Here is a 22,135-nt window from a genome sequence, read left to right on the forward strand (position 1 = left end):
GTGCGAACGCTCCCGCCGCCTGCACGGTCGAGGCGGTCGCACAGGCAAACCGTGCAGCGACCCGCAACGCCAAATTGCGCCGCATGGCGTATGTGCAACTTTACGGTGGGGGAGGAGGCTCAGGTAACCCATGGATATCTCACCGGGCACCATCGTTGGGGGGAAGTATCTGCTGGAGAGGCAGCTCGCGCGTCCGTTCGCGCGGATCGCGCGCGACCGCGGCTCGGTCTGGGCCGCGCGCGAGCTCCGGCTGGGCGTTCGCGTCGCCCTGAAGCTCTTCGACCCCGACGCCGGCGCCACGGGGGAGATCCTCTGGCTCGACCGCTGGGTCCGCGCCGCCGCCGAGCTCTCGTCGCGGCACGTCGTGAGCGTGCGCGATCACGGCACCGAGGATGGCGTGGTCTACCTGGCGATGGACCTGCTCTCCGGCGAGGATCTCGCGGCGCGCCTCGTCCGGCGCGGCCGGCTCTCGCTGGACGAGGCCGCGCGCGTCGCGGCGCAGGCCGGCGACGCCCTGCAGGCCGCCCACGCGGCGGGCCTCCTTCACCAGGGCCTCCGGCCGGAGAGCCTCTTCCTCGCGCTGGAGGGCGACGAGGAGGTCGTGAAGGTGCTCGACTTCGGCCTCCCGAGGGCGGTCGCGCCACGGCTCGTCGGCGAGATCGCGGCAGAGATCAGCGCGGGCGCGCTCCACTACCTCAGCCCGGAACAGATCCGTGCGGAGCGGACCCTCGACGCGCAGACCGATCTCTGGTCGCTGGCCGCGATCCTGTTTCGCGCGGTGACCGGTCACCTCCCGTTCCCCGGCGACATCGCCAGCGTCGTCGCCTCGAAGATCCTGCTCGCGCCGGTGCCCATCGCGACGCGGCTCGCGCCGAGGCTGCCTGCCGCGCTGGACGGCTTCTTCGAGAAGGCGTTCGCGCGCGACCGGGCCCGGCGCTTCCGCTCGGTCGAGGAGATGGTGTCGTCGCTCGCTCGCATCGCGGAGCACGCGCCGCCTCCCTCCTCTGGCCTCCAGCGCCCGCCCCTGTCGGCGCGCGCTTCCGGGATCGCCTCGGTGCGGGCGCCGGTCGCGGCGTTCGCGCAGGGGAACGCGGCGGCCCCTCGCGCCATCATGGGGCCGGAGGCCGGCTCCGAGCCGCCGACCGCGAGCCGCACGACGCCGCCGGACACGCTGCTCGGCGCGGAGAGCGCCAACGTGCTGCGCGGTCTCGCGGCGCCTGCGCGCCTGGGCTGGCTCCTCCCCGCCGGCCTCGTCGCGCTGATGGGCGTCGCGACGTTCGTGACCCTCACGCGGCCCGAGCGCCCGAGGCCCGCGATGGCCGCGACCGGCGCCAGGGCGGCCGTGCTCACGGCGGTGCTCGCCGCCGGCAAGGCGCAGGCGGCGCGCGCCGCAGCGCTCGAGGCGATCGCCTCGCCGCCGGCTCGGCCGGCGCTTCCCGAGCCTCCTCAGCGCGGCGCCCGCGCGGCGGCAACCGCGCCCCAGGCCACCGCTTCGTCGCGGCTCGCGCGGCCAGGCACCGCCACGGGGGCGGCCCCCACGGGCGCGCGCGTGCGCCAGAGCCTGCTGCACGACTGAGCGCTGCGCGCTACGCGCTCCGGACCGCGTCGTCGTCAGCGGCCTTCTCGGCGGCGGCCCTCTTCTCCGCGGCCGCGTCGCTCGCCTTGCGCGCCTCCTGCGCCGCGCGGATCGCCGACAGCGCCGCGCGCGCGTCGCCGCGCGTCCGTTCCGACGCCGCGCGCGGGTCGCTCTCGTTCCCGATGCGCGCGCCGGTCATCGTCTCGAAGTAGCCCGACTCGACCCAGACGGCGCCGAGCGTGTGCGCCATCTCCGCGCCCTCCGGCCCGAAGTACCCGACCGAGCCGCCGTAGATCTGGCGCGGGCCGACCTCGAGGCGGCGGCTGACGCCGCTCGCGCGCGCCGCCGGCGCGCCGACAGCGCTGCCGCGCGCGAAGGCGGCGCGCAGCGCCTCGACGGGCGACGCGTCGCCCTCGCTCGGCCCCGCCGATGGATCGCGCTCGACGCGGACGAGCGTCTCGCCCGACGCGCCTGCCACGGTGAGCCCCGGCGCGAACGGCGACTCCGCGAAGTCGAGGAAGTAGAGGTGGGTCGACGGCGCGAGCACCCGCAGCGCCCGGTACACGTCGAACGGATCCGCGCCGCGCAGCGGGGCTCGGAACCTGCGGGCGAGCACGACCTCCTTCGCCTCGCCGGCCGCGACGCGCTCGTGCGCGGCGGCCACCTTCGCGGCGAAGTCCTCGTCGGCCACCGGCGTCTCCACGTGCTCTGGCAGGGCGTGCGGATCGAGCGCGGGGAGGCTCATCTGCTCTGGCCCGTGCGACAGCTCCCAGGCGCATCGGCTCACGGCGCCTTGCGACTGGCCGGCGATCGTCATGGTCTGCGCCACGCTGTCGAACACGACGACGGTCGCGTCCTTCATGACCCGTCCGAGGTAGGCCTCGTCGGGCCACGGCTCGACGCCGAGGAGCAGGTGCACCGCATCGTACGCGAGGAAGCCGACCCAGGCCTGACAGACGCGGGCCGCCAGGTCGCGCGCCGTGCCCTGTGCGTCCGGCGCATTCCGCGTGTCCGCGGCCGAGGCTTGCGCGAGCCCGTCCGCGAGCGTCGCGAACGGGTCGAACCCGCTCGGGAGGAGGGTCTCGGCGCGCGCCCTGTAACCGAGGATCGCGTAGCGGCCCCAGCGCTCGCCGGGCAGGGCGGACTCCAGCATGAACGACGACCGGCCCGGCGAATGGGCGCGGAGCGCGGCGTAGGCGCGGACCGGCGTGACGTGATCGGCCGGCAGGGTGCGGGTCACGACGGAGCTCATCGCGGCCCAGCCTACACGACGTTGCGCCGCGCGGAGAAGGCGGGCAAGGTACCTCGAAGGACGCGGTGCGAAGCGCGAAAGCCCTCTCTTCGGCCCTCGGTTTGACTGCCCGCGGCGGCTGGCTGACTGCCTGCGGCGGCTGGCTGGTCGCCTTTGGCAGCCTGGCGGCTGCCTGCGGCGGCGCGCAGCCCGCCCCGGAGGGCGCGCGCACCACGGTCGTCTCGCTGCGGAAGATCGACTGCGAGGCGTGCGGCGCCGAGCTCGTCGCGGATCTCCGCGAGCGCCCGGGCGTCTATTCGGCCGCCTTCGACAGGCGCCGCGCCGAGATCTCCGTCACCGCGTCGCGGTCGTTCGACGTCGCGGGGACGGTGAAGCGGCTCGCCGCCGACGAGGGGTTCGAGGCGGTGCTCGGCGCCGGCCAGGGGCAGTACCTCGGCTGGGCGACGTTCCCAGAGGGCGCGGACGCCCGGACGATCGAGGACGGCGGCGCGGACATCCCCGACCTCGGCGCCCAGATCGTCCCGGGCAAGGTCACGGTCATCGACTTCGTGGCGGCCTGGTGCATGCCCTGCCGCAAGCTGGACGCGCACATGGTCACGGTGCTCGAGGCCCGCAAGGACGTCGCGTACCGCAAGCTCGACATCGTCGACTGGGACAGCCCGCTCGCCCGGCGGTATCTGAAGCAGATCTCGAAGCTGCCGTACGTGATCGTCTTCGACACGTCGGGCGCGCGGGTCGAGGCGATCGCCGGCCTCGCGCTCGACGAGCTCGACGCGGCGATCGAGCGCGGCGCGCGGCGCTGAGCCGGCGCTGGCCCGGGCGCGCGCGTCCACGCTGTCCACGCTGGGCGCGCGGCGGGCCAGGCGTCGCCGCTCGGCGAGCGGATCAGTAGTGGCCGAAGAGGTCCTGGATGCGCGACTCGAGCGCGACCGCGATCTTGTAGAGCGACGAGATGGACGCCGACGACTCGGCGCGCTCGATCTGCGACAGCAGCGACACGCTGAGCCCCGTGCGGCGCGCCATCTGCTTCAGCGTGAGGTCCTTGTCCTTGCGGAGGTTCCTGATCGTGTCGCCGATGACGCGGTGGAGCTGCTCCTCGGGCGTGCGCGCGAGGCCCTTCTTGCGCATGACGCGGGCGAGCACCTCGCGGAACTCGTCCACGTTGAACGGCTTCTTGATGTAATCGACCGCGTCGAGCTTCATAGACGCGACGGCGCTCTCGAGGTTGGGGAAGCCGGTGAAGATGACGACGGCGATGTCGTTGTCGACCTTGCGGATGCGCTTGAGCACCTCGATGCCGTCGAGCTTCGGCATCATCAGGTCGAGGATGATGAGGTGATAGCCGCCCGTGCGCACCTCTTCCTCCACGGTCGTGGGGTCGCCCAGCGTCTTGACCTGGTACCCGTCGCGCTCGAGAAGCGTCTGCATGTAGTCACAGATCGCGCGGTCGTCGTCGACGATCAGAATGCGTACAGCGGGAAGCTCAATTGCCACCTGTTCCTCCTCTCACGTCACGACCGCCGGAGCCGGCCGGTCGCCCTGGTCCGTTCTGGAAGGGGCCGCCCGTGCGGTCCCCTGCTCAAGTTGCGCGAGCAGGGGGCGAGGCCCTCACCGGCGCACCAGACGCCTCGCTCTCTGCTTCCTTTCGGCAACATCGGGATTCCAGTGACACTTTAACACGGCCTGAGCAAGTTAGGACGGGACATTTTTCTTGCGCTCCCACGATTCTTGGCTTCGTGAAACGTCCGGGGCGCCGGGGCGACCCCGAAGTGAGCGAATTCTTGCCGCTTTTTGTCATCTGGCGCTCATGCGGCGCGCGGGCGCTCCCGGGGATACCGTGCGCGCCCGCGGTGCAGCGGTGGAGCCGTGATCATTTCGTATTGACAAGCGGCTCGCTCTTGGCGATGTTGCGCGCCCGCTGTTCAGCGGGCGTTGCTCTTGGGGCAGCGAACGGGGCGTAGCGCAGCCTGGTAGCGCACTCGGTTCGGGACCGAGGAGTCGGAGGTTCAAATCCTCTCGCCCCGACTCAGTTCATCTGGGGATCCACGAAGGGCGGCCTGATGGCCGCCCTTCGTCGTTTGGGCGTGCCGACGGGAAGACGGGGAGCGGGGGGGCTTCCTGGCCGGGGGGCGTCTACGTTGACGTCTGGCCGTTGACGTCCACGACCACGTCCACGTTGACGTCCACGTCAACGTGGACGTCCACGACCACGTTGACGTTGGGGTGGGCGTGGGCGGTCCTAGCCGGTGCGGCCGGCCAGGTTGGCGATCACGGCTGCTAGCTCCGACGCCTCGATCGGCTTGGGCACGTGCGACTGGAAGCCGGCCAGCAGCGCGCGGGTGCGGTCCTGGGCGCTCGCGTACGCGGTCAGCGCCGCGGCGGGGATGCGCCCTCCCTGCTCGGGGCTCTGCGCGCGCAGGCGCCGGATCAGGCTGTAGCCGTCCTCACCGGGCATCCCGAGATCGCTCAGGATCACGTCGGGCTTCTCGCGCTCGATCGCGGACAGCGCCTCGTCGACCGTCGCGACCGCGGTGATGCTCGCCCCCTTGCGCTCCAGCACCGTGGTCACGAGCTCCCGCGCGTCCGGCTCGTCGTCGACCATCAGCACCCGGACGCCCTGGAGCGTCGGCTCCAGCTCGTTGGACAGGGGGACCAGCCCGTCGGCCCTCCGGAGCGCCGCGATGGCGCCCCGGGGCGCGAGCGGGATGTCCACCGTGAACGTCGCGCCCTTGCCGTCCCCGGCGCTCTCCGCCTTCACCGTGCCGCCGTGGAGCTCGATGAGGTGGCGGGCGATCGCAAGGCCGAGCCCGAGCCCGCTGTGCGGCCGCGTGCTCGTGCTGTCGGCCTGGCGGAAGCGGTCGAACACATACGGCAGGAACTCCGGCACGATGCCCTGGCCCGTGTCGCTCACCTGGATGCGGGCCAGGCCCTCGGCCCTGCCGAGCTGGATCGACACCTTGCCGCCGCGCGGGGTGAACTTGATCGCGTTCGACAGGAGGTTCCACACCACCTGCTGCAGCCGCGTCTGGTCGCCCGAGATCGGCCCCGCGTTCGGGTCGAGCTGCACGAGCAACTCGATGCCCTTCGCGTCCGCGCCGTGGCGGACCGCGTCGATGGCGGCGTTGATGATGGGCGGCAGGTCGACCAGCATCACGTCGAGCCGCAGCTTGCCGGTGATGATGCGGGAGGCGTCGAGGAGGTCCTCGACGAGCTGCGCCTGGAGCGTGCCGTTGCGCTCGATCGCCTCCAGCGCGCGGACGTGCGTGTCCGGCTTCAGCGAGCCCTGCCGCAGCATGCGCGCCCAGCCGAGGATCGCGGTGAGCGGGGTCCTGAGCTCGTGCGAGAGCGTCGCGAGGAACTCGTCCTTGGCGCGGTTGACCTGCTGCGACTCGCGGTAGAGCTGGGCGTTGTCGAGCGCGAGCGCGGCGAAGTTGCAGAGCTCCTCGGCGAGCGCGAGATCCTCGACGGTGTAGCGCCGGCTCGGCTCGGTCGAGAGCAGCGTGATCGCCCCGCGCGTCCGGTCCCGGGCGCGCAGCGGCACGATCATCGCCGAGCGGACGCCGAGCTCCCGGAGCAGCGCGAGGTAGGCCGGGTCGTGGGCGCCGGACCAGCACTCGTTGCCCGGCTTCAGCGACGCGGCGCGCTGCCACGCCATGCCCTCGACCTCGGGGAGCAGGAGCGACTCGCCGCACCGGAGCACCGCGTGCACCGCGCGCGGCACCTCGGGATCGGTCGGGTAGCGGGCCGGGAGATCCCGCCCCAGCGCCTTCTTCGTGTCGCTCGCGTGCACGGCCGCGAGCCGGCCCAGCGAGCCGTCCGGCTCGACGATGTCCACCACCGTGGCGTCGGCGATGTGCGGCACCGCGAGGCGGGCGACGTTGGCCAGCGTGCTCTCGTAGTCGAGGCCCGACAGCGCGAGCTGCCGGCTCGCCTCGCCGATGAAGTAGCGCCGCTTGTCCGCGAGCCGCTTCTCGGTCACGTCGCGGAAGACCAGCACGAGCCCGACGAGCTCGCCCTCCTCGCTCCGGATCGGCGCGCCGTTCGAGTCGATCGCGAGCTCCGAGCCGTCCTTGCGCAGCAGCAGCGTGGTGTCGTCGAGCCCGATGATGCCGCCGTGGCGCAGCACCTCGGTGACGGGGTTGTCGAGGTCGTGGCGCGTCTGCTCCGAGATGATCCGGAAGACATCGGACAGGCGGCGGTCCTTCGCCTCGTCGAGCGTCCAGCCGGTCAGCGTCTCGGCCACGGCGTTCATGAAGTCGATCCGCCCGGTGCCGTCGGTCGAGATCACCGCGTCGCCGATGCTCTTCAGGGTGGTCGAGAACTTCGTCTTGCTGACCCGGAGGTCCGCCTCGAGCTGCTTGAACTGGGTGATGTCGGCGAAGATGGACACCGCGCCGAGCATCTCGCCCTCCGGCGAGAAGAGCGGCGCGCAGCTGCCGAGCAGCATCCCGTGGGTGCCGTCGAAGCGCTGGAAGTGGATCTCCTCCGCGGGGACGGTCTCCCTGCGCGACAGGCACCGCGCCATGGACCAGTCGCCGCCCTCGAACGGCCGCCCGTCGGGGTGGAACGCGCGGTAGCGCCCCCAGCCCTCGACGTTCTCGGCGGTGGAGCTGCCGGCCCAGATCCGCTCGGAGGCGCGGTTCTGGAGGATCAGCTTGCCCTGGCTGTCGGAGACGATGATGCCGTGCGGGCTCTCGCTGAGGAGCGCGTCGAGGAGCCCGCGCTCGTGCTGGGTGATCACGCGCAGCCGCTCGACCTCGCGGCGCAGCGCCTCGATCTCCGTGTCGACCGGCGGCACCGACGCCGCGAGCGGCGTGAGCTCGAAGGAGGCGCTCGCGGTCGGATCGAGGCTCACGATCGCGCGGTCGATCTCCATGACCGTCGGGCCGATGAGCCGCCGCTGCTCCGTTGTCCTGGCCGTGTCGTACAGCAATGCCCGCGCCTGCGCGAGCGCCGCGACGATCGGCATGTCCGGGCGTTCGGGCATAGAGGTCAAGGGATCCCACGGCCGCAGGACGCGAACAAGATGCTACGTGCGCGACCTGACACGGAAATCGCGCCCGTGAACGTGGACTCCTCGCTGGACGGACTCATCCGGTGAGCCGGGGTACGCCCGCGTCCCTGGAGGGCGGACGAGGTGCACCCCGGCGGGGTCGGTCGCGCGAGGATCAGCTGCGGGCTGCCTGGATCTGCTTCACGAGCTCGGGCACGGTCGCGAAGAGATCGGCGACCAGGCCGTAGTCGGCGACCTGGAAGATGGGCGCGTCGGCGTCCTTGTTGATGGCGACGATGACCTTCGAGCCCTTCATCCCGGCGAGGTGCTGGATGGCGCCCGAGATGCCGACCGCGACGTAGAGCGAGGGGGCGACGACCTTGCCCGTCTGGCCGACCTGGAGGTCGCTGGCGGCGTAGCCGGCGTCGCACGCGGCGCGGCTGGCGCCGACGGCGGCGCCGAGGACGTCGGCGAGCGGGTCGAGGACCTCGTTGAAGCGCTCCTTCAGGGCGCGGCCGCCGGAGACGACGACCTTGGCCTCGGCGAGCTCGGGGCGCTCGCTCTTCACCTGGTCGAAGGAGACGAACTCGACGCGCTCGGCCGCCGCGCTCGGCGGGACGACCGCGACCTGCTCGATCGGCGACGTCGACCCGGTGGGCTCGGCGGCGGCGAACGCGCTCTGGCGGACGCTCACGACCTGGACGGGGGTCGAGACGGTGCAGACGCCGTACGCGTTGCCGGCGTACATGGGGCGCTTGTACTTGAGCTTGCTCCCCTCGGGGAGGAGCTCGGAGATGTCGCTCGCGAACCCTGCCGAGAGCCGCGCCGCGACGCGCGGGAGCAGGTCCTTGCCGTAGGCGCTCGCGGTGCCCACGACGACGGCGTACGTCGCTGGCGTGCGGGGATCCGCGTTCGCGGTCCCCTTGGCGGCCGCCGCGACGGTCGGCACGTAGCGCTCGGCGACGTAGTCCTTCAGCGAGCTCGCCTGGGCCACGAGCACCTTGGCCGCGCCGAGCGTCGCCGCCTCGGTGGCCGCGTCGCCGAGGGCGTCGCCGATCACGAGGATCGAGTACGTCCCGCCGAGCGCCGCCGCCGCCTGCCTCGCGAACGTGACAGCGGAGTGGGTCGTCTTCTTCAGCTTTCCATCGGCGGCCTCGGCCACCACGAGAACGTCAGCCATGATCCCTCCTGCACGACCCGCCGCTGCGGGTCGGGGTCCGCGTCGGCGGCACCCTCGATGTCTTCGGCCTCTTGTCGCGTCCGGTCTTGTCCCTGCTGCGTCCCGTCAGATGACCTTCGCCTCGTTCTTGAGGCGCGAGACGAGCTCGCTGACGTCCTTCACCTTGATGCCCGCCTTGCGCGCGGGGGGCGGCTGGAACGCGCTGTACTGGACCTTGAGCGCCTGGTCCGCGGCGAGGTCGGCGAGCTTCACCTCGGTGAGGGGCTTCTTCTTGGCGGCCATGATCGCGGGGAGCGCCGCGAAGCGGACGCCGTCGTTGTACTTGAACGCGGGCGCCGTCTTCGCGGAGTAGACGCTGGTCGGCGCGACGATGCGCAGGTCGACGGTGACGACGGCCGGCAGGCGCACGCGGAGGGTGGAGACGCCGCCGTCGACCTCGCGGCCGACGAGGAGCGCGCCCTTCTCTTCCTTGATGGTCGCGGCGAACGTGGCGAGCGGCCAGTCGAGCAGCTCGGCGAGGATCTGGCCGACCTGGTTGGAGTCGCCGTCGACGGCCTGCTTGCCCATCAGCACGACGTCGGGCTTCTCGCGCTCGACGAGCGTCTTGAGCGCGCGGGCCACGAGGTCGCCGTCGAGCTTGTCGTCGGTGACGTCGACCCGGATGGCCTTGTCGGCGCCGGTGGCGAGCGCGGCGCGGAGGGTCTGCTCGGTCTCCTTCGGTCCGAAGGTGACGACGACGACCTCGCCCGCCCGCGTCTTCGGCGCCTTGCCGTCCTCGGTCAGGCGCAGCGCCGCTTCGAGCGCGTACTCATCGAACGGGTTCGGCTTCCACTCGAGCCCGGTCGTCTCGATTTTGTCCCCGGAAGCGGGGATCTTCACCTTGTTCGCGTTATCCGGATCGGCGACGCGCTTGAGCGGAACGAGGATCTTCACGGCTCGGTGGCTCCTGTTGCTGTGTGGTAACGCAGAGCGTAGTCCGCCTCGGCAAGGACGCGCCACGCCTGCGGCAGCCGGGCCGGCGGCCCCATGCGTGGACCCGGCGCGCGCGGCTGAAACAGCACGCCCGAGGCGGAGGGAGCCGGTCATGGCAGCGCCGACGTGGTGCGTCAAGCAGGCGCGACGGCCTATTCGAAGGCGCGAGCCATTGTGAGGGGTCTCGCGGAGCGGGAGAGGCGAGGTGCTCCATTGTGAGGGGGTGGCGCAGGGGGGCGTTGATCGATGCGAGCCGTTGAGAGGGGGTGGCGTAGGGGGCTCTTGATGGATGGAGTTCGTCAAGAGGGCCCGTCGGAGGGGGGCGGTTAACGGATCGAGTTTGCCAGGAGGGCCCGTCGGAGGGGGGGTTAACGGGTCGAGTCTGCCAGGAGGCCCCGTCGGAGGGGGGTGGTTAACGGATCGAGTTTGCCAGGAGGGCCCGTCGGAGGGGGGATTAACGGAGCGAGTCTGCCAGGAGGCCCCGTCGGAGGGGCGGCCCCGTCAATCCACGCCGGTCGCCGGGGCTCCCTCGTCGATTGCTGGCTCGCTGGCCTCGGGCGGCGCGCTGCCTTCCACTTCGGTCCCCTCCTTGCCGCCCGAGCGCCGGCGCTCGGCCTTGGCCGCCTCCCGCTGGAGCGGCGCGAGCAGACGGCGCGCCGTCTCCTCATCGGCCCCCTCGAGCTCCAGCATCTGGAGGACGCTGCGCACCACCTTGATCCAGCGGTTGCGCGCCCGGAGCTGCCCGCCGCGTGGGTCGGCCCCGTCCGGCCGCTCCTGCGCATGCAGGTGGATCCGCTGCGCGTCGAGCTTGCCGAGCTCGTCGCCCGCGGCAAACCACGCCTGCACCGCCTTGAGCAGGCTGCCCCCCGGCGTCGGCAGCGCCCTGAGCGCCGCCTTGGACTCCGGCGTGAGCCGGTCGCGCGCGAGCTTCACCTCGCCCGCCTCATCGCTGTAGCTCGCCCCGATGAACCTGAGCCCATCCGCGAAGAGCTGATCGCGGATCTCGAGGTAGATCGCCGCGTCCTCGGCATCGTCGGCCAGATCGGCGAAGCCGGTGAGCACCGCATGGGCGCCGCGGGCCTTGCGATCATGGATCTGATCGTTCGCGACCAGCTTTTGCTGGATCTCGGAGATCTGGTCGTCCGCCTTCTTCTGCCGCCGGTGCGACTTCAAGACGCCTTCGTGCGCCTCCTCGATATCGTCGATGAGCGGGGCACACCGCTTCAGCGACACGAGGCGCGGCCTTTCGCGCTCCGGGTCGAGCCAGGCGCCGGTGATCTGGACCATTTGACGAGGAGAGAGGTCTTTGAGGGCCATGGTGCCTCCTTGGTTGTCCTCCGGCGACGCGCCGGGGAATGCACCATCCGTCACGCTCCCAGGCAGGATGGGCGTTGTAAATGCTCTTTTGCGCGGCGCGAGATTTCGAGTCGGTCCAGTGCGCGTCCGGGAGGGGCGCCGCGGCGCGATTACCGCTCAATTACGGCTAATTCGCGGCTCGAGAGGGGCTCGGGGGGGAGGACGGTGTTATCGCCTGTAATTGCCTTTTGCGCCGGAAGCGCGGGTGGTCCGGCGCGGAGGTCCCTTCAGGCCCCTTCGCTCGGCGGCGGCTCCTCGACGTGGCTCGTCTGCAGATCGCCCCGAAGGCGTTTCCGCAGCTGTTCGTCCATGCGGGTCGCGTACTTCTCGTGGACGCCGAGCGCCGCGGCGACCTGGGCCCACGAGAGCTCCTGCCAGTACCGCAGCTCGATGAGGCGCGCCTCCCGTTCGTCGAGGCCGCGGAGCGCCGCGGCGAGCGCCTCGAAGGCGCGCGCGCGCGCGAGCGCGTCTTCCGGGGGCGCCCTGAGCCGCTCGCCCGTGTCCCCGACGAAGCGGGTGAAGGCGAGCGTCCGGCAATGGGCCATGAGCTGGCCCGACGCGTCGTCGTCGTCGTCGCTGAACGGATCGCTTGTGTCGCGCATCGACTCGGCCGCGTCGAGCGCGGCGGCGGCGCCGGCGCGACGGATCGGCGCGTCGCGGGTCAGCTGCCGCATCACGGCGCCGGCGACCCGCTTCCAGGCATAGATGCCGAGGGGGACGCCGCGCGTTTCATCGAACCCGAGCCCGGCTTCCAGGAGGGCCTGGTAGGCCGTCTGCTCGCAGTCCTCGATGCCCTGGCGCGTCCTCACGCCGTAGATCCTCGCGGTCGCCCTGGCGACGCGGCGAGCGAGGGGGAGCGCCGCCATGATGCGCTCCCGCGGGGGGTGAGGTGAAGGAGGAGGACGCTGGTCCCTGATCAATGCCGCCCGCCGGAGGTCCCGTCGTCGGGCGCCGCCGCCTCCTCGCTCGCGCCCCCGCCCTCGCGGGCCACCGCGCCGCTCCCGGCCGGGACGTAGCCCTTCGCCCGCAAGCGAGCGTGGAGCGGCGCCGCCGCCGGGTGGGTCGTGATGAAGACAGTGAGGAACCTGCGGTAATCCTCGAGCTCCTCGGGGGAGAGCACCCCGAGGTACGGGCCGAGCGCGTCGGCGAGACAGGCCTCCACGATGGGATCGGCGTCGCCGGGCGGCTCCAGGTCGTCGTGCTGGTCGGAAGCGTCGTGCGTCATGGGGACCTCGCGCAGGGGGGCCCGCGTGCGTGCGGCGCCCCTTTCTTCTCCTAAATCACTGCCGGGTGCTCGTTTCAGACAAGGAAAGCGACACGCCGGGATCGTTTTGTCGCGCCCCGCCCCCGGAGGCGCGCCGTCGCCGGGCGCGGGCGGGATGCCGGGGCCGGGGAGGGCCGGACCGTGCGCCGGAGCGCCGGGGGGGCGCCGCGGCCGTGGTCGTGGCCATGGCCGCGAGGGCTGGTAACAGCTTGAATTGACGTCGTTTTCAGGAATCGACATCGCCGGTGCATTTTCTTTGTCTGAACCGGCGCCCTGGTCGTGATTTCCATCTCAGGAGACCTCGCTGGTGGAACGCGGCACCTCAGACGGCTCAGGGCGCTCGGGCGGTGCCTGGGATGTGCTGGAAGGCACACCTTACCGGGCCGTCCGGGTGCTCGGGCGCGGGGGCATGGGGGAGGTCGTCGAGGCGGAGCACCGCGCGCTCCGGAAGCGGGTCGTGGTGAAGCTGGTCCGCCGCGCGCTGGCGCACGATCCGCGGTTCGCGGACCGGCTGCAGGTGGAGGCGCGGGCGCTGGCGGCGGTGTCGTCGCCGCATGTGGTGTCGGTCCTCGATCTGGGGCAGACGCCGGCGGGGCGCCCGTATTTCGTGATGGAACGGCTCGAAGGGCGGACCCTGGGGGAGGAGCTCCAGCGGCGCGGTCCGCTGCCGGTGGCCGAGGCGATCGAGCTGGTGCGGCAGGTGCTGGCGGGGCTCGCGGCGGCGCACCGGGTGGGGCTGGTGCACCGCGACGTGAAGCTCGACAACGTGTTCCTGTGCGCGCCGGGGGCGGCGGCGCCGGGCGGCGCCCGGGTCGCGAAGGTGCTCGACTTCGGCGTCGCGAAGGTGCTCGACGGCGCCCTGGCGGGCGCGGCGCCCGGGGCGCTGCCTGCGGTGGACGGGCCGGCGTATCCGACCGACGCCGGACTGCTGGTGGGGACGCCACGGACGGCCTCGCCGGAGCAGGCGCGGTGCCAGCCTGTGGACGCGCGGGCGGATGTGTATGCGGTGGGGCTGCTGATGTATACGCTGGTTGTGGGGCACGGTCCGTTCGCCCATGTCGAGGACGCGCTGGCGCTGCTGCGGGCGCACGTGGTGGAGCCGCCGGCGCCGCCGTCGCGGTACGCGGGGCAGCGGATCCCGGGGGCGCTGGACCGTGCGGTGCTGAGGGCGCTTGCGAAGCGGCCGGAGGAGCGGTTTCAGAGCGCCGAGGCGTTCGGGGAGGAGCTGGGGCGGATCGGCGCGGCGCTCGCGGAGGAGGACGGGAGCGGGAGAGCGGCGCGGATGCCGGAGGCGGAGGCGGGGTGGGGGCCGCAGAGCAGGGCGTGGTTCGAGGCGAAGCCGGAGGGGAGCAGCGGGGCGAGGGCGGGCGCGGGGGTGGCGGGCGTGGCGGTGGAGGCGGGGGCGGCGCCGGTGGACGCGCGGCTGTTCGCGGGGCTGACGCTTGCGAGCACGGTGGTGTTCTCGGCGATCGCGGCGCTGGTGCTGCGCGGGATGGGGGTGTGGTGATGGCGCGGGAGGCGCTGAAGGCCGGGGACGTGTTCCTGGACTACCGGATCACGGAGGTGATCGACGCCGGTGGGATGGGAGAGGTGTACAAGGCAGTGGAGGACTACTCGGAGGATGTGGTGGCGATCAAGTGCATGCTGCCACGGCACCTGAAGAGAGAGGACTTCGCGAGGCGGTTCCGGCAGGAGTGCAAGTTCTATCCGAAGCTGAAGCACCCGAACATCGTGAGGATGAAGAAGGCGGGTGTGTCGCCGGATCACGTGGCGTACATCGTGATGGATTACCTCGAGGGCAGGACGCTGAGGAAGCTCTTGAACAAGGCGTACCGTCTCGATTTTCTGAGCGCGATGCACGTGATGCTGCAGGTGGCGGACGCGATGACGTTCGTGCACTCGAAGGGGATATGGCACCGGGACCTGAAGCCCGAGAACATCATGGTGGGGACGAAGGCGGACGCGAAAGGGCACGTGTGGCTGCTCGACTTCGGGATAGCGAAGTTCGCGGACGGCGGGATGAACACCGATGATCTGCCGGACGTCGGGACGGTGAGGTACATCTCGCCGGAGCAGGTGAAGATGCTGTACACGAGCTCGAGGAAGGCCGAGCGCGTGGAGCGGGCGAGGCCGGATGGGCGTACGGACATCTACGCGTTCGGTGCGATTTTTTATGAGGTGCTCACGGGGAAGCACCTGTTCCTGGACGACAGCGAGCCGGCGACGGCGGAGGAGACGCTGACAGGGCACCTTGTGGCGGCGCCGGAGCCGGTGCACGAGATCGTGCCGGATTGCCCGGAGTTCGTGTGGCCGGTGGTGGCGCGGTGCATCGCGATCGACCGTGAGGAGCGGTATCCGAGGTTCGACGACGTGGCGCGGGACCTTCGGGGGCTGTTGAGAGAGACGGTGCCGGCGGGGCACGTGCTGGCGCAGCGGCTGGCGCGGGAGCGGATGGAGGCGGAGCGTCAGGCGGCGTTCGCGGGAGTGGCGCTGGAGGACAGCGCGCCGGTGGAGGGCGAGGCGGAGACGGAGGAGGCGGGGCAGGAGGGCGGGATGGAGCGAGGGAGCGCGGCGGCGACGGAGGAGGAGAGGAAGAAGAGAGGGCGGCGGGTGGTGCACGGGGAGACGGCGCCGCTGGAGCAATTCGTGGCGCCGGCGAGCGCGCTGCCGTTCGTGCCGTCGTCGCGCGTGCCGCGGGGGCGGGGGGTGGGGCATACGGAGCCGCTGCCGGCGCTGAAGGCGCTGGAGTCGACGGCGAAGCTGTCCGGGGCGTGGGCGGAGAAGATGGCGCAGCGAGCGGCGGCGGCGGCGATGCCGCAGGCGGGGGCGCCGCAGCCGCCGGCGGAGGTGAGGTCGGGGAGTTATGCGGGGCCGGTGCCGATGCCGCAGTCGCACGGTGGACCGCCGTCGCTGCCGCAGTCGCACGGAGGGCCGGTGCCGATGCCGCAGGCGTATGCGGGGCCGGTACCGATGCCGCAGGCGTATGCGGGGCCGGTACCGATGCCGCAGTCGCACGGTGGGCCGGCGCAGATGCCGCAGTCGTATGGAGGGCCGGTGCCGATGCCGCAGGCGTATGCGGGACCGCCGCCGATGCCGCAGTCGCACGGTGGGCGGGCGCCGATGCCGCAGGCGCAGGGCGGGCCGGTGCCGACGCCGCAGTCGTATGGTGCGTCGGCGCCGATGCCGCAGGCGTATGCGGGACCGCCGCCGCCGATGCCGCAGGCGTACGGCGGGCCGGCGTCGCACACGGGGGCGCAGGGGTACGGTGGACCGCCGCCGTTGCCGGTGATGGAGACGCAGCACGCCGTGCCATTGACGGAGGCACGACGAGCGGCACCGCAGCCGCCGCAGGAGGTGGAGCTGCCGTACGTGACGCCGCAGCTCCTGGCGACGGAAGCGTCGCGTCCGGGAACGGCGTCACCGGTTGCGGGGCGGCCAGCGGCGCCGAGCTCGGTGACGGCACCGAGCGCGGGACCGGCGGAGTCGTTGCGGAAAGAGACGCCGATGACGCCGGTGGCGGCGCTGCTGACGCAGCCGCGGCGAGCGCCGAGGGCGTACGTGCTGGCGCCGGTGGTGGCGCTGGCGCTGACGCTGGGAGGCGTGGGGGCGGTGCTGGGGCTGCGCTCGGCGCGCGACACGGCGCCGGCGCCGGTGACAGGAGAGCCGGCGGCAACGGCGGCGGCGGCGGAGAGCGCCATGGCGGCAGCGGCAGCGGCGCTGCCGGAGGCGAGCGCGGCGGCGAACGCGGTAGCGACGGCGCCGGCCGAGAGCGCGGCGGCGGCGGCAGCGGCGCCGCCGGAGGCGAGCACGGCCGAGGCGGCAGTGGAGGCCGGAGCCGTGGAGAAGACGGGAACGGTGGCGGAGGCCAAGGCGCCCGCTCCCAAGGAGCAAGCGGCGGTGGCGAAGGAGCAAGCGGCGGCGGTGAAGGCGGAGCCGGCGAAGGCAGCGCCTGTGAAGGCGGCGCCGGCGGAGACGGACGACGACGAGGACTTCTACCCGATGCCGAAGCGCCAGAAGCCGTCGTTTCTGCGGGTGATCGAGGAGCAGAAGAAGGCGGCGCCCGCGAAGCCGGCCGCGCCTGCGAAGCAACAGGGCGCGAAACCGGCCGGGCCATGCGCCACGGCGGGGTGCAGGCCGTTCTAGAGTGTGGTCGCTGAGGAGAGAGGTCTTCGATGGGCAGCAACAAGGACAGCGACGACATCCGGCAGTACCTGCCGGACCTCGAGAGCATCCGGCGCGAGGCGGATCCTGAGGTGGCGGAGCGCAAGCTGCAGCAAGCGCTGAACAACCCGGAGCTGGACCGCGCGCTCACGGAGATGCAGCAGCAGAAGCCGACGGGGCAGCCGCTGTTCCAGTTCCCGGTGGTGCCTGCGCTGGCGAAGGGGCAACCCGCGGTGCCGCCGCCGCTGCCGGTGCAGGCGGTGCCGCCGCCGTTTCCTGCGACGGCGCAGCAGCCGGCAGGACCGCAGGTGACGGCGGCGCATCAGCACGGGGCGGCGGCGCCCCACGGCGCGACGATGACGCAGCGAGTGCCGGTGCAGCAGCAGGGCGCGCCGATGCAGCACGGGGCGGCGGCGGCGCATCACGGCGCGACGATGACGCAGCGGGCGCCGGTGCAGCAGCACGGCGCGCCGATGCATGCGGGCGCGATGGTGACGCAGCGTGTGCCGGTGTTCGGGGGCGCGGCGGCGCCGCAGGGCGCGCCGGTGCAGCAGCCGGGCGTGCCGGTGCAGCAACCGGGCGCGATGGCGCCGAGCCAGTGGGCGGATCGAGCGCTGCCGCCGATCGACAAGGCGCTGCTGCCGTCGTCGTTGCTGCCGGTGACGCCGCCGCCAATCGCGGTGCCGAAGGCGCCGGCCGCGACGGAGTCGACGGGACGGCGCCGGCAGTGGATGCCGACGTGGCTGATGGTGCTGCTGGCGGTGATCGCGGTGAGCAGCCCGTTCGTGCTGGCGACGATCTTGCGGCAAGAGACGCCGCCGAAAGAGCCGGAGCCGGCGCCGCCATCGAGCCGGATGCCGGCGCGGAGCACGCAGGCGCCGCCGGAGGCCTCGGAGCTGCTGCCACCGGCAGCGCCGGCACCGCCGGAGGCGGTCGAGCCGAGCATCGATGACACCGCGTCGGCGAGCCAACCGCCAGCGCCGCCGGCGCCGCCAGCGCCGGTGTCGCCTGTGCCCGCGCGGCCGACGCGTGCGGCGCCGCACGTTCCGCAGGCGCCCGTCGCGCCAGCGCCCACGCCCGATAAACAGCTCGCCGATGACGTGATGGAGTGAACCCGCCTGGAGCCATGATGATGAAGAGCCGAAGCCTTGCCGTGTTGTTGACCGCCGCGACCGTGATGGCCGCTGCCGATGTGGCCAGCGCGCAGCCTGCCGCGCCGCAGGAAGCGCCCGCCAGCACCGGCGATGCGGTGACGCGCGCGGATGCGTTCTTTCGACAAGGGCTGCGCCTCTACTCGGACAAGAAGTACGTGGAGGCGGAGAAGGAGCTGGAGTCGGCGTGGGAGCTGAACCCGACGTTCGACGTGGCGTACAACCTGGGGAACACGAAGTACCAGCTGAAGAAGCACAAGGAAGCAGCGCAGTACCTTTCGTTCGCGCTGAGGAACTGGCCGCTCGTGAAGACGGTGGCGAAGCTGAAGCCGACGGCGGAGCAGCGATACGCGGAGTCGCGAGCGCAGGTGGGTGGGATCAAGGTGTCGGTCACGGCAGCGGGAGCGGAGGTGCTTGTGGACGGCAAGATCGTGGGCCAGACACCGCTGGAGGGTGAGGTGTTCGTGGACCCGGGCGAGCACCGGGTCGAGGCGACGCATCCGGACTACGAGCCGGCGAGCCAGACGGTGGGAGTGGCGAAGGGGGGTACGGCAAAGGTGGAACTGGCGATGGCCCTGGCGAAAGCCGAGCCGCGGGCGTCAGCGGGCGTGGAGACAGGCGGGGGAACGCGCGTGCCGGGCGCGGGGGCCGGTGCGCCGGTGATGGGGCAGCCGGTGATGCCGATCGAGCCGCAGCCGGTGCCGGAGAAGAGGAATTGGGTGCCGGTGATCGCGCTGGGCGCGGCGAGCGCGGTGGGGCTCGGCGTGGGGATCGGGATGACGGTTGCAGGAAGCAACGTGCTCGACGACGTTCACGCGCAGCGGCAGTCGATCAGGAACGCTGGAGGGCAGTGCACGAAGCCGTCGGCGTCGTTCGTCGACGATTGTGCGGAGCTGAGCAGCGCCGGAGAGCGGGTGGACACGTTCGGGCATGTGGCAGGCGCGGCCTACGTTGCGTCGGGTGTACTGGCCGCCGCTGCGTTGACCTATGCGCTGTGGCCGCGTGGAGAGACGAGAACCGCGGGACAGCCGCGCGTAGTGGCCACGGCGCATCCGACGGGCGCTGGCGTTGTCGTGCTCGGTGCATGGTGAAGGGCTCGGAAGAGGACGCGATGAAAACGAATGCAAGGCGCTGGGTTGCAGCGAATGTTGTGCTTGTCCTCGCTGCGAGCGGTTGTGACGTCGTGTGGAACGACGTGGCAGGGGATTGTGAGCTGATGCTCACCTGCGGGCACTTCCTGCCGACCGGCAGTGGAGGTGGACCGCCGAACCCCGAGTGCGACGCGGATCCGACGAAGGACGCGAGCACGGTGAGGGACGAGTGCGCTGTGTTCGCGAGCGCGACGGCGGAAGCGGGGGGAGACGGGACGAAGGCGAAGCCGTATGGGTCGCTCGGGGAGGCGGTGGCGAACGCGAAGGGCAAGCGAGTGCTTGCGTGCACGAGCGGTGCGTTCGCGGAGAGCGTGACGATTGGGGCCAAGGTCGAGCTGATCGGAGGCTTCGACTGTGGGGCGGAGTGGACGTGGAGCGGGGAGGCGCGGAGCGCGATCGAGGGACTGCCGAACCAGAGCGCGCTCACGCTGGGCGAAGGTGCGAGCGGAGCGAAGGTGCGTAGCTTCTCGGTCCGTGCGGCGAGCGCGACGGAACTGGGCCGGTCGTCGATCGGCGTGGCGGTGGCGGACGTCGAGGCGGAACTGGCGCAGGTGGATGTAACCGCGGGTGACGGGATGGCCGGAGAGGATGGCACGACGCCGACGGAGGCACCGCAGGTGGGGGCGAGCGCGCCAGACACGGAGCAGACGCGGCCGTCGGATGCGTGCGATGCGCCGAATACAGTCTTTGGCGGAGAGCCAGGCGTGACGACGTGCGAGGATGGCGAGACGCGTGGTGGAGCCGGTGGGCTCGGCGGGATCACGGGTACCGACGACGGCAACGGGCAGAAGGCGGCCGATGGCACGCCGCCGCCGGCGCCGAACCCGAACAACAAGGGCATCGGGGGCACGGGGGAGACTGCGGCCGCTGAATGTGCAGTCGGTGCGAATGGCAAGAGCGGGGACCCCGGAGGTGCCGGCGAGGCAGGCAGCGACATGACGTTGACGCTGGCCGGCGTCTCGGGAGGCGACGGTGAGAACGGCACACCTGGCACGCGCGGCCAAGGGGGAGGCGGTGGTGGCGGCGCAAAAGCGGGATTGTTTTGTCGGGGGCCCGGTATGACCACCGTCGAGGGGGTAGGCGCGAGCGGAGGCGGAGGTGGCGCAGGTGGTTGCGGCGGCAAGGGAGGCGGAGGCGGTAAGGCCGGCGGGTCTAGCATCGGGATTGTGAGCCTCGGGACGAAGCTTGTGCTGAAGGAGGTGACCGTCGCGGTGGGCAAGGCGGGCAAGGGGGGCAACGGAGCCGGCGGGAGAGGTGGTGCCGCTGGAGGCAGCGGCGCGACCGGAGGTACCGCTGCGCCCCTTGGTGGATCCATCGGCTGCCGAGGCGGCGATGGCGGTCAAGGAGGCTTGGGCGGTCCCGGTGCAGGCGGCCGAGGCGGCCACGCGGTGGGCATCGCCTACGCGGCGGCGCCGGGTGCTGCGGCGACGCTAGCGAACTTCATGGGGGGCACAGCGGGCGATGGCGGAGGCACGGCGCCGGGTGGAATTGCTGGCAAGGTTGGCGTGAGCGGAGCATGTTGGGACTTCATAGGCAATGCGAGCTGCGGCGAGTGAAGTGCGCAGCGGGGTGAGGATGAGTGAGAATTCTTTATAGCTGAACGCAATGCGCAGGAGCGACGGACGAGCGCGTTGCTCCGCGGTCAGCAGAGCTGAAGGAGGAGACAAGAAATGGTTGGACGCACCCCGCGCCGGGGTGGTAGGGATTCTTTTGTCGCGGAGACGCGGCACGGTGGGCTGCCCGGCGCTGAAAACTTCACCACCCTGGAGTGGATCGCAAGAGGCGCGGGCGGAGGGACCGATGATCTGCTGACTGCTTCTGCGTCGGGCCGCAAACGCGGATACCATCCTACGGTCGCTGAAGGCAGCCCGGCGGCAGATTGCTTTTGCGCGGCGGGGGAGCCGCGGGGCGCGAGGGTGCGGACGCGCCGCTGCGCTGGACGCGGAGTGGCCGTCGCGGCCGAGACCCCTCCCGTCCCGCGCGTAGCGCGGGGCGTGGGAGGGGCGGACCGCGCGCAGGCCCGTAGGGCCGAGCACGGGCCGGGGGTGGGCATCTATCTTGTCGCTGCTCTTCTGTGCTGCGCGCCTGCGCGTGCTGCGAGGGGCGAAGAACTCGGGTCGTCGCCTGGCACGGTGTCAGACCCGTATTTCGAAGCGGAGCTGGAGTCGGCGTGGGCGCTGAACCCGACGTTCGACGTGGCGTACAACCTGGGGAACACGAAGTACCAGCTGAAGAAGCACAAGGAAGCAGCGCAGCACCTGTCGTTTGCGCTGAGGAACTGGCCGCTCGTGAAGACGGTGGCGAAGCTGAAGCCGACGGCGGAGCAGCGATACGCGGAGTCGCGAGCGCAGGTGGGTGGGATGAAGGTGTCGGTCACGGCAGCGGGAGCGGAAGTGCTTGTGGACGGCAAGATCGTGGGCCAGACACCGCTGGAGGGTGAGGTGTTCGTGAACCCGGGCGAGCACCGGGTCGCGGCGACGCATCCGGACTACGAGCCGGCGAGCCAGACGGTGGGAGTGGCGAAGGGGGGTACGGCAAAGGTGGAACTGGCGATGGCCCTGGCGAAAGCCGAGCCGGGGGCGTCAGCGGGCGTGGAGACAGGCGGAGGAACGCGCGTGCCGGGCGCGGGGGCCGGTGCGCCGGTGATGGGGCAGCCGGTAATGCCGATCGAGCCGCAGCCGGTGCCGGAGAAGAAGAACTGGGTGCCGGTGAACGCGCTGGGGGCGGCGAGCGCCGTGGGGCTCGGCGTGGGGATCGGGATGACGGTGGCGTCGAACAACGCGAGCGCCGATGGGCACGCGCAAGCGGATGCAATCCTCAAGGCGGGTGGTGGCTGCCCGGATGCACCGGCTGCATACAGTAAAGCGTGCTCTGATCTCCGATCGACGGCTTCGCGGGTCGACACGTTCGGGCGTGCAGCCACCGTGGCGTACACGGCGTCGGGCGTGCTCGCCATTGCAGCCGTGACCTACGCGCTGTGGCCGCGCTCGGGGACCAAGGCGTCAGGCAAGGTGCGTGTCCTGCCCGAAACGCAGGTAGGTTACAGGGGAATTGTGGTGCAGGGGGCATGGTGAAGAGC

At 71.8% G+C, this 22,135-nt stretch carries 16 protein-coding genes and 1 tRNA gene; 9 read left to right on the forward strand and 8 right to left on the reverse strand.

Annotated elements, in window-relative coordinates; genetic code table 11:
* Window positions 1-130 precede the first annotated feature (130 nt).
* On the forward strand, window positions 131-1,576 hold the full coding sequence (locus tag WME95_RS03265) for a protein kinase domain-containing protein (RefSeq protein WP_437906957.1): 1,446 nt from the start codon (window positions 131-133) through the stop codon (window positions 1,574-1,576).
* A 10-nt stretch (window positions 1,577-1,586) separates the two neighbouring features.
* Here WME95_RS03265 and WME95_RS03270 read toward each other — a convergent pair whose 3' ends face one another.
* Window positions 1,587-2,828 (reverse strand): chorismate-binding protein, encoded by a 1,242-nt coding sequence (locus WME95_RS03270; RefSeq protein WP_437906958.1) that lies wholly within the window; start codon window positions 2,826-2,828, stop codon window positions 1,587-1,589.
* 65 nt (window positions 2,829-2,893) lie between these two features.
* Here WME95_RS03270 and WME95_RS03275 point away from each other — a divergent pair, with 65 nt between their 5' ends.
* Window positions 2,894-3,631 (forward strand): TlpA family protein disulfide reductase, encoded by a 738-nt coding sequence (locus tag WME95_RS03275; RefSeq protein WP_437906959.1) that lies wholly within the window; start codon window positions 2,894-2,896, stop codon window positions 3,629-3,631.
* 82 nt (window positions 3,632-3,713) lie between these two features.
* Here the strand turns inward: WME95_RS03275 and WME95_RS03280 are convergent, their stop codons facing one another.
* Window positions 3,714-4,322 (reverse strand): response regulator, encoded by a 609-nt coding sequence (locus WME95_RS03280; protein ID WP_012233257.1) that lies wholly within the window; start codon window positions 4,320-4,322, stop codon window positions 3,714-3,716.
* Between the two features lie 457 nt (window positions 4,323-4,779).
* Here WME95_RS03280 and WME95_RS03285 point away from each other — a divergent pair.
* Window positions 4,780-4,853 (forward strand) — tRNA-Pro (locus WME95_RS03285).
* Between the two features lie 214 nt (window positions 4,854-5,067).
* Here the strand turns inward: WME95_RS03285 and WME95_RS03290 are convergent.
* From WME95_RS03290 to WME95_RS03315, 6 genes are all read right to left on the reverse strand, one after another.
* Window positions 5,068-7,815: an ATP-binding protein gene (locus WME95_RS03290; protein WP_437906960.1), complete on the reverse strand. Its 2,748-nt coding sequence runs from the start codon at window positions 7,813-7,815 to the stop codon at window positions 5,068-5,070.
* 181 nt (window positions 7,816-7,996) lie between these two features.
* Entirely contained in the window at window positions 7,997-9,001 is a 1,005-nt protein-coding gene (locus WME95_RS03295) for an electron transfer flavoprotein subunit alpha/FixB family protein (RefSeq protein WP_437906961.1), read from the reverse strand.
* A 105-nt stretch (window positions 9,002-9,106) separates the two neighbouring features.
* On the reverse strand, window positions 9,107-9,934 hold the full coding sequence (locus tag WME95_RS03300) for an electron transfer flavoprotein subunit beta/FixA family protein (RefSeq protein WP_437906962.1): 828 nt from the start codon (window positions 9,932-9,934) through the stop codon (window positions 9,107-9,109).
* 540 nt (window positions 9,935-10,474) lie between these two features.
* Window positions 10,475-11,290, reverse strand: a complete 816-nt coding sequence (locus WME95_RS03305; RefSeq protein WP_437906963.1) for a hypothetical protein — start codon at window positions 11,288-11,290, stop codon at window positions 10,475-10,477.
* Window positions 11,291-11,556: 266 nt separating this feature from the next.
* Window positions 11,557-12,195 (reverse strand): sigma-70 family RNA polymerase sigma factor, encoded by a 639-nt coding sequence (locus WME95_RS03310; RefSeq protein ID WP_437906964.1) that lies wholly within the window; start codon window positions 12,193-12,195, stop codon window positions 11,557-11,559.
* Window positions 12,196-12,245: 50 nt separating this feature from the next.
* A complete protein-coding gene (locus WME95_RS03315) occupies window positions 12,246-12,554 on the reverse strand; it encodes a hypothetical protein (protein WP_437906965.1) in 309 nt (102 codons plus the stop codon).
* A 346-nt stretch (window positions 12,555-12,900) separates the two neighbouring features.
* Here WME95_RS03315 and WME95_RS03320 point away from each other — a divergent pair, with 346 nt between their 5' ends.
* The 6 genes from WME95_RS03320 to WME95_RS03345 all read left to right on the forward strand — a co-directional run bounded on the left by WME95_RS03320 (window position 12,901) and on the right by WME95_RS03345 (window position 22,130).
* Window positions 12,901-14,100 carry a serine/threonine-protein kinase gene (locus tag WME95_RS03320; protein WP_437906966.1) on the forward strand — a complete coding sequence of 400 codons (1,200 nt, stop codon included), beginning with the start codon at window positions 12,901-12,903 and terminating at the stop codon, window positions 14,098-14,100.
* A complete protein-coding gene (locus WME95_RS03325; protein WP_437910944.1) occupies window positions 14,100-16,736 on the forward strand; it encodes a protein kinase domain-containing protein in 2,637 nt (878 codons plus the stop codon). Before WME95_RS03320 ends, WME95_RS03325 begins: the two co-directional genes overlap by 1 nt.
* Window positions 16,737-16,765: 29 nt before the next feature.
* A complete protein-coding gene (locus tag WME95_RS03330; protein WP_437906967.1) occupies window positions 16,766-17,866 on the forward strand; it encodes a hypothetical protein in 1,101 nt (366 codons plus the stop codon).
* A 41-nt stretch (window positions 17,867-17,907) separates the two neighbouring features.
* Window positions 17,908-18,996 carry a PEGA domain-containing protein gene (locus WME95_RS03335; RefSeq protein WP_437906968.1) on the forward strand — a complete coding sequence of 363 codons (1,089 nt, stop codon included), beginning with the start codon at window positions 17,908-17,910 and terminating at the stop codon, window positions 18,994-18,996.
* A gap of 59 nt (window positions 18,997-19,055) precedes the next feature.
* Window positions 19,056-20,612: a hypothetical protein gene (locus WME95_RS03340; RefSeq protein WP_437906969.1), complete on the forward strand. Its 1,557-nt coding sequence runs from the start codon at window positions 19,056-19,058 to the stop codon at window positions 20,610-20,612.
* Between the two features lie 576 nt (window positions 20,613-21,188).
* Window positions 21,189-22,130, forward strand: a complete 942-nt coding sequence (locus tag WME95_RS03345) for a PEGA domain-containing protein (protein ID WP_437906970.1) — start codon at window positions 21,189-21,191, stop codon at window positions 22,128-22,130.
* Window positions 22,131-22,135: the final 5 nt, after the last annotated feature.

Source organism: Sorangium sp. So ce327, from assembly GCF_051530205.1.
GTDB classification, from domain to species: domain Bacteria; phylum Myxococcota_A; class Polyangia; order Polyangiales; family Polyangiaceae; genus Sorangium; species Sorangium cellulosum_B.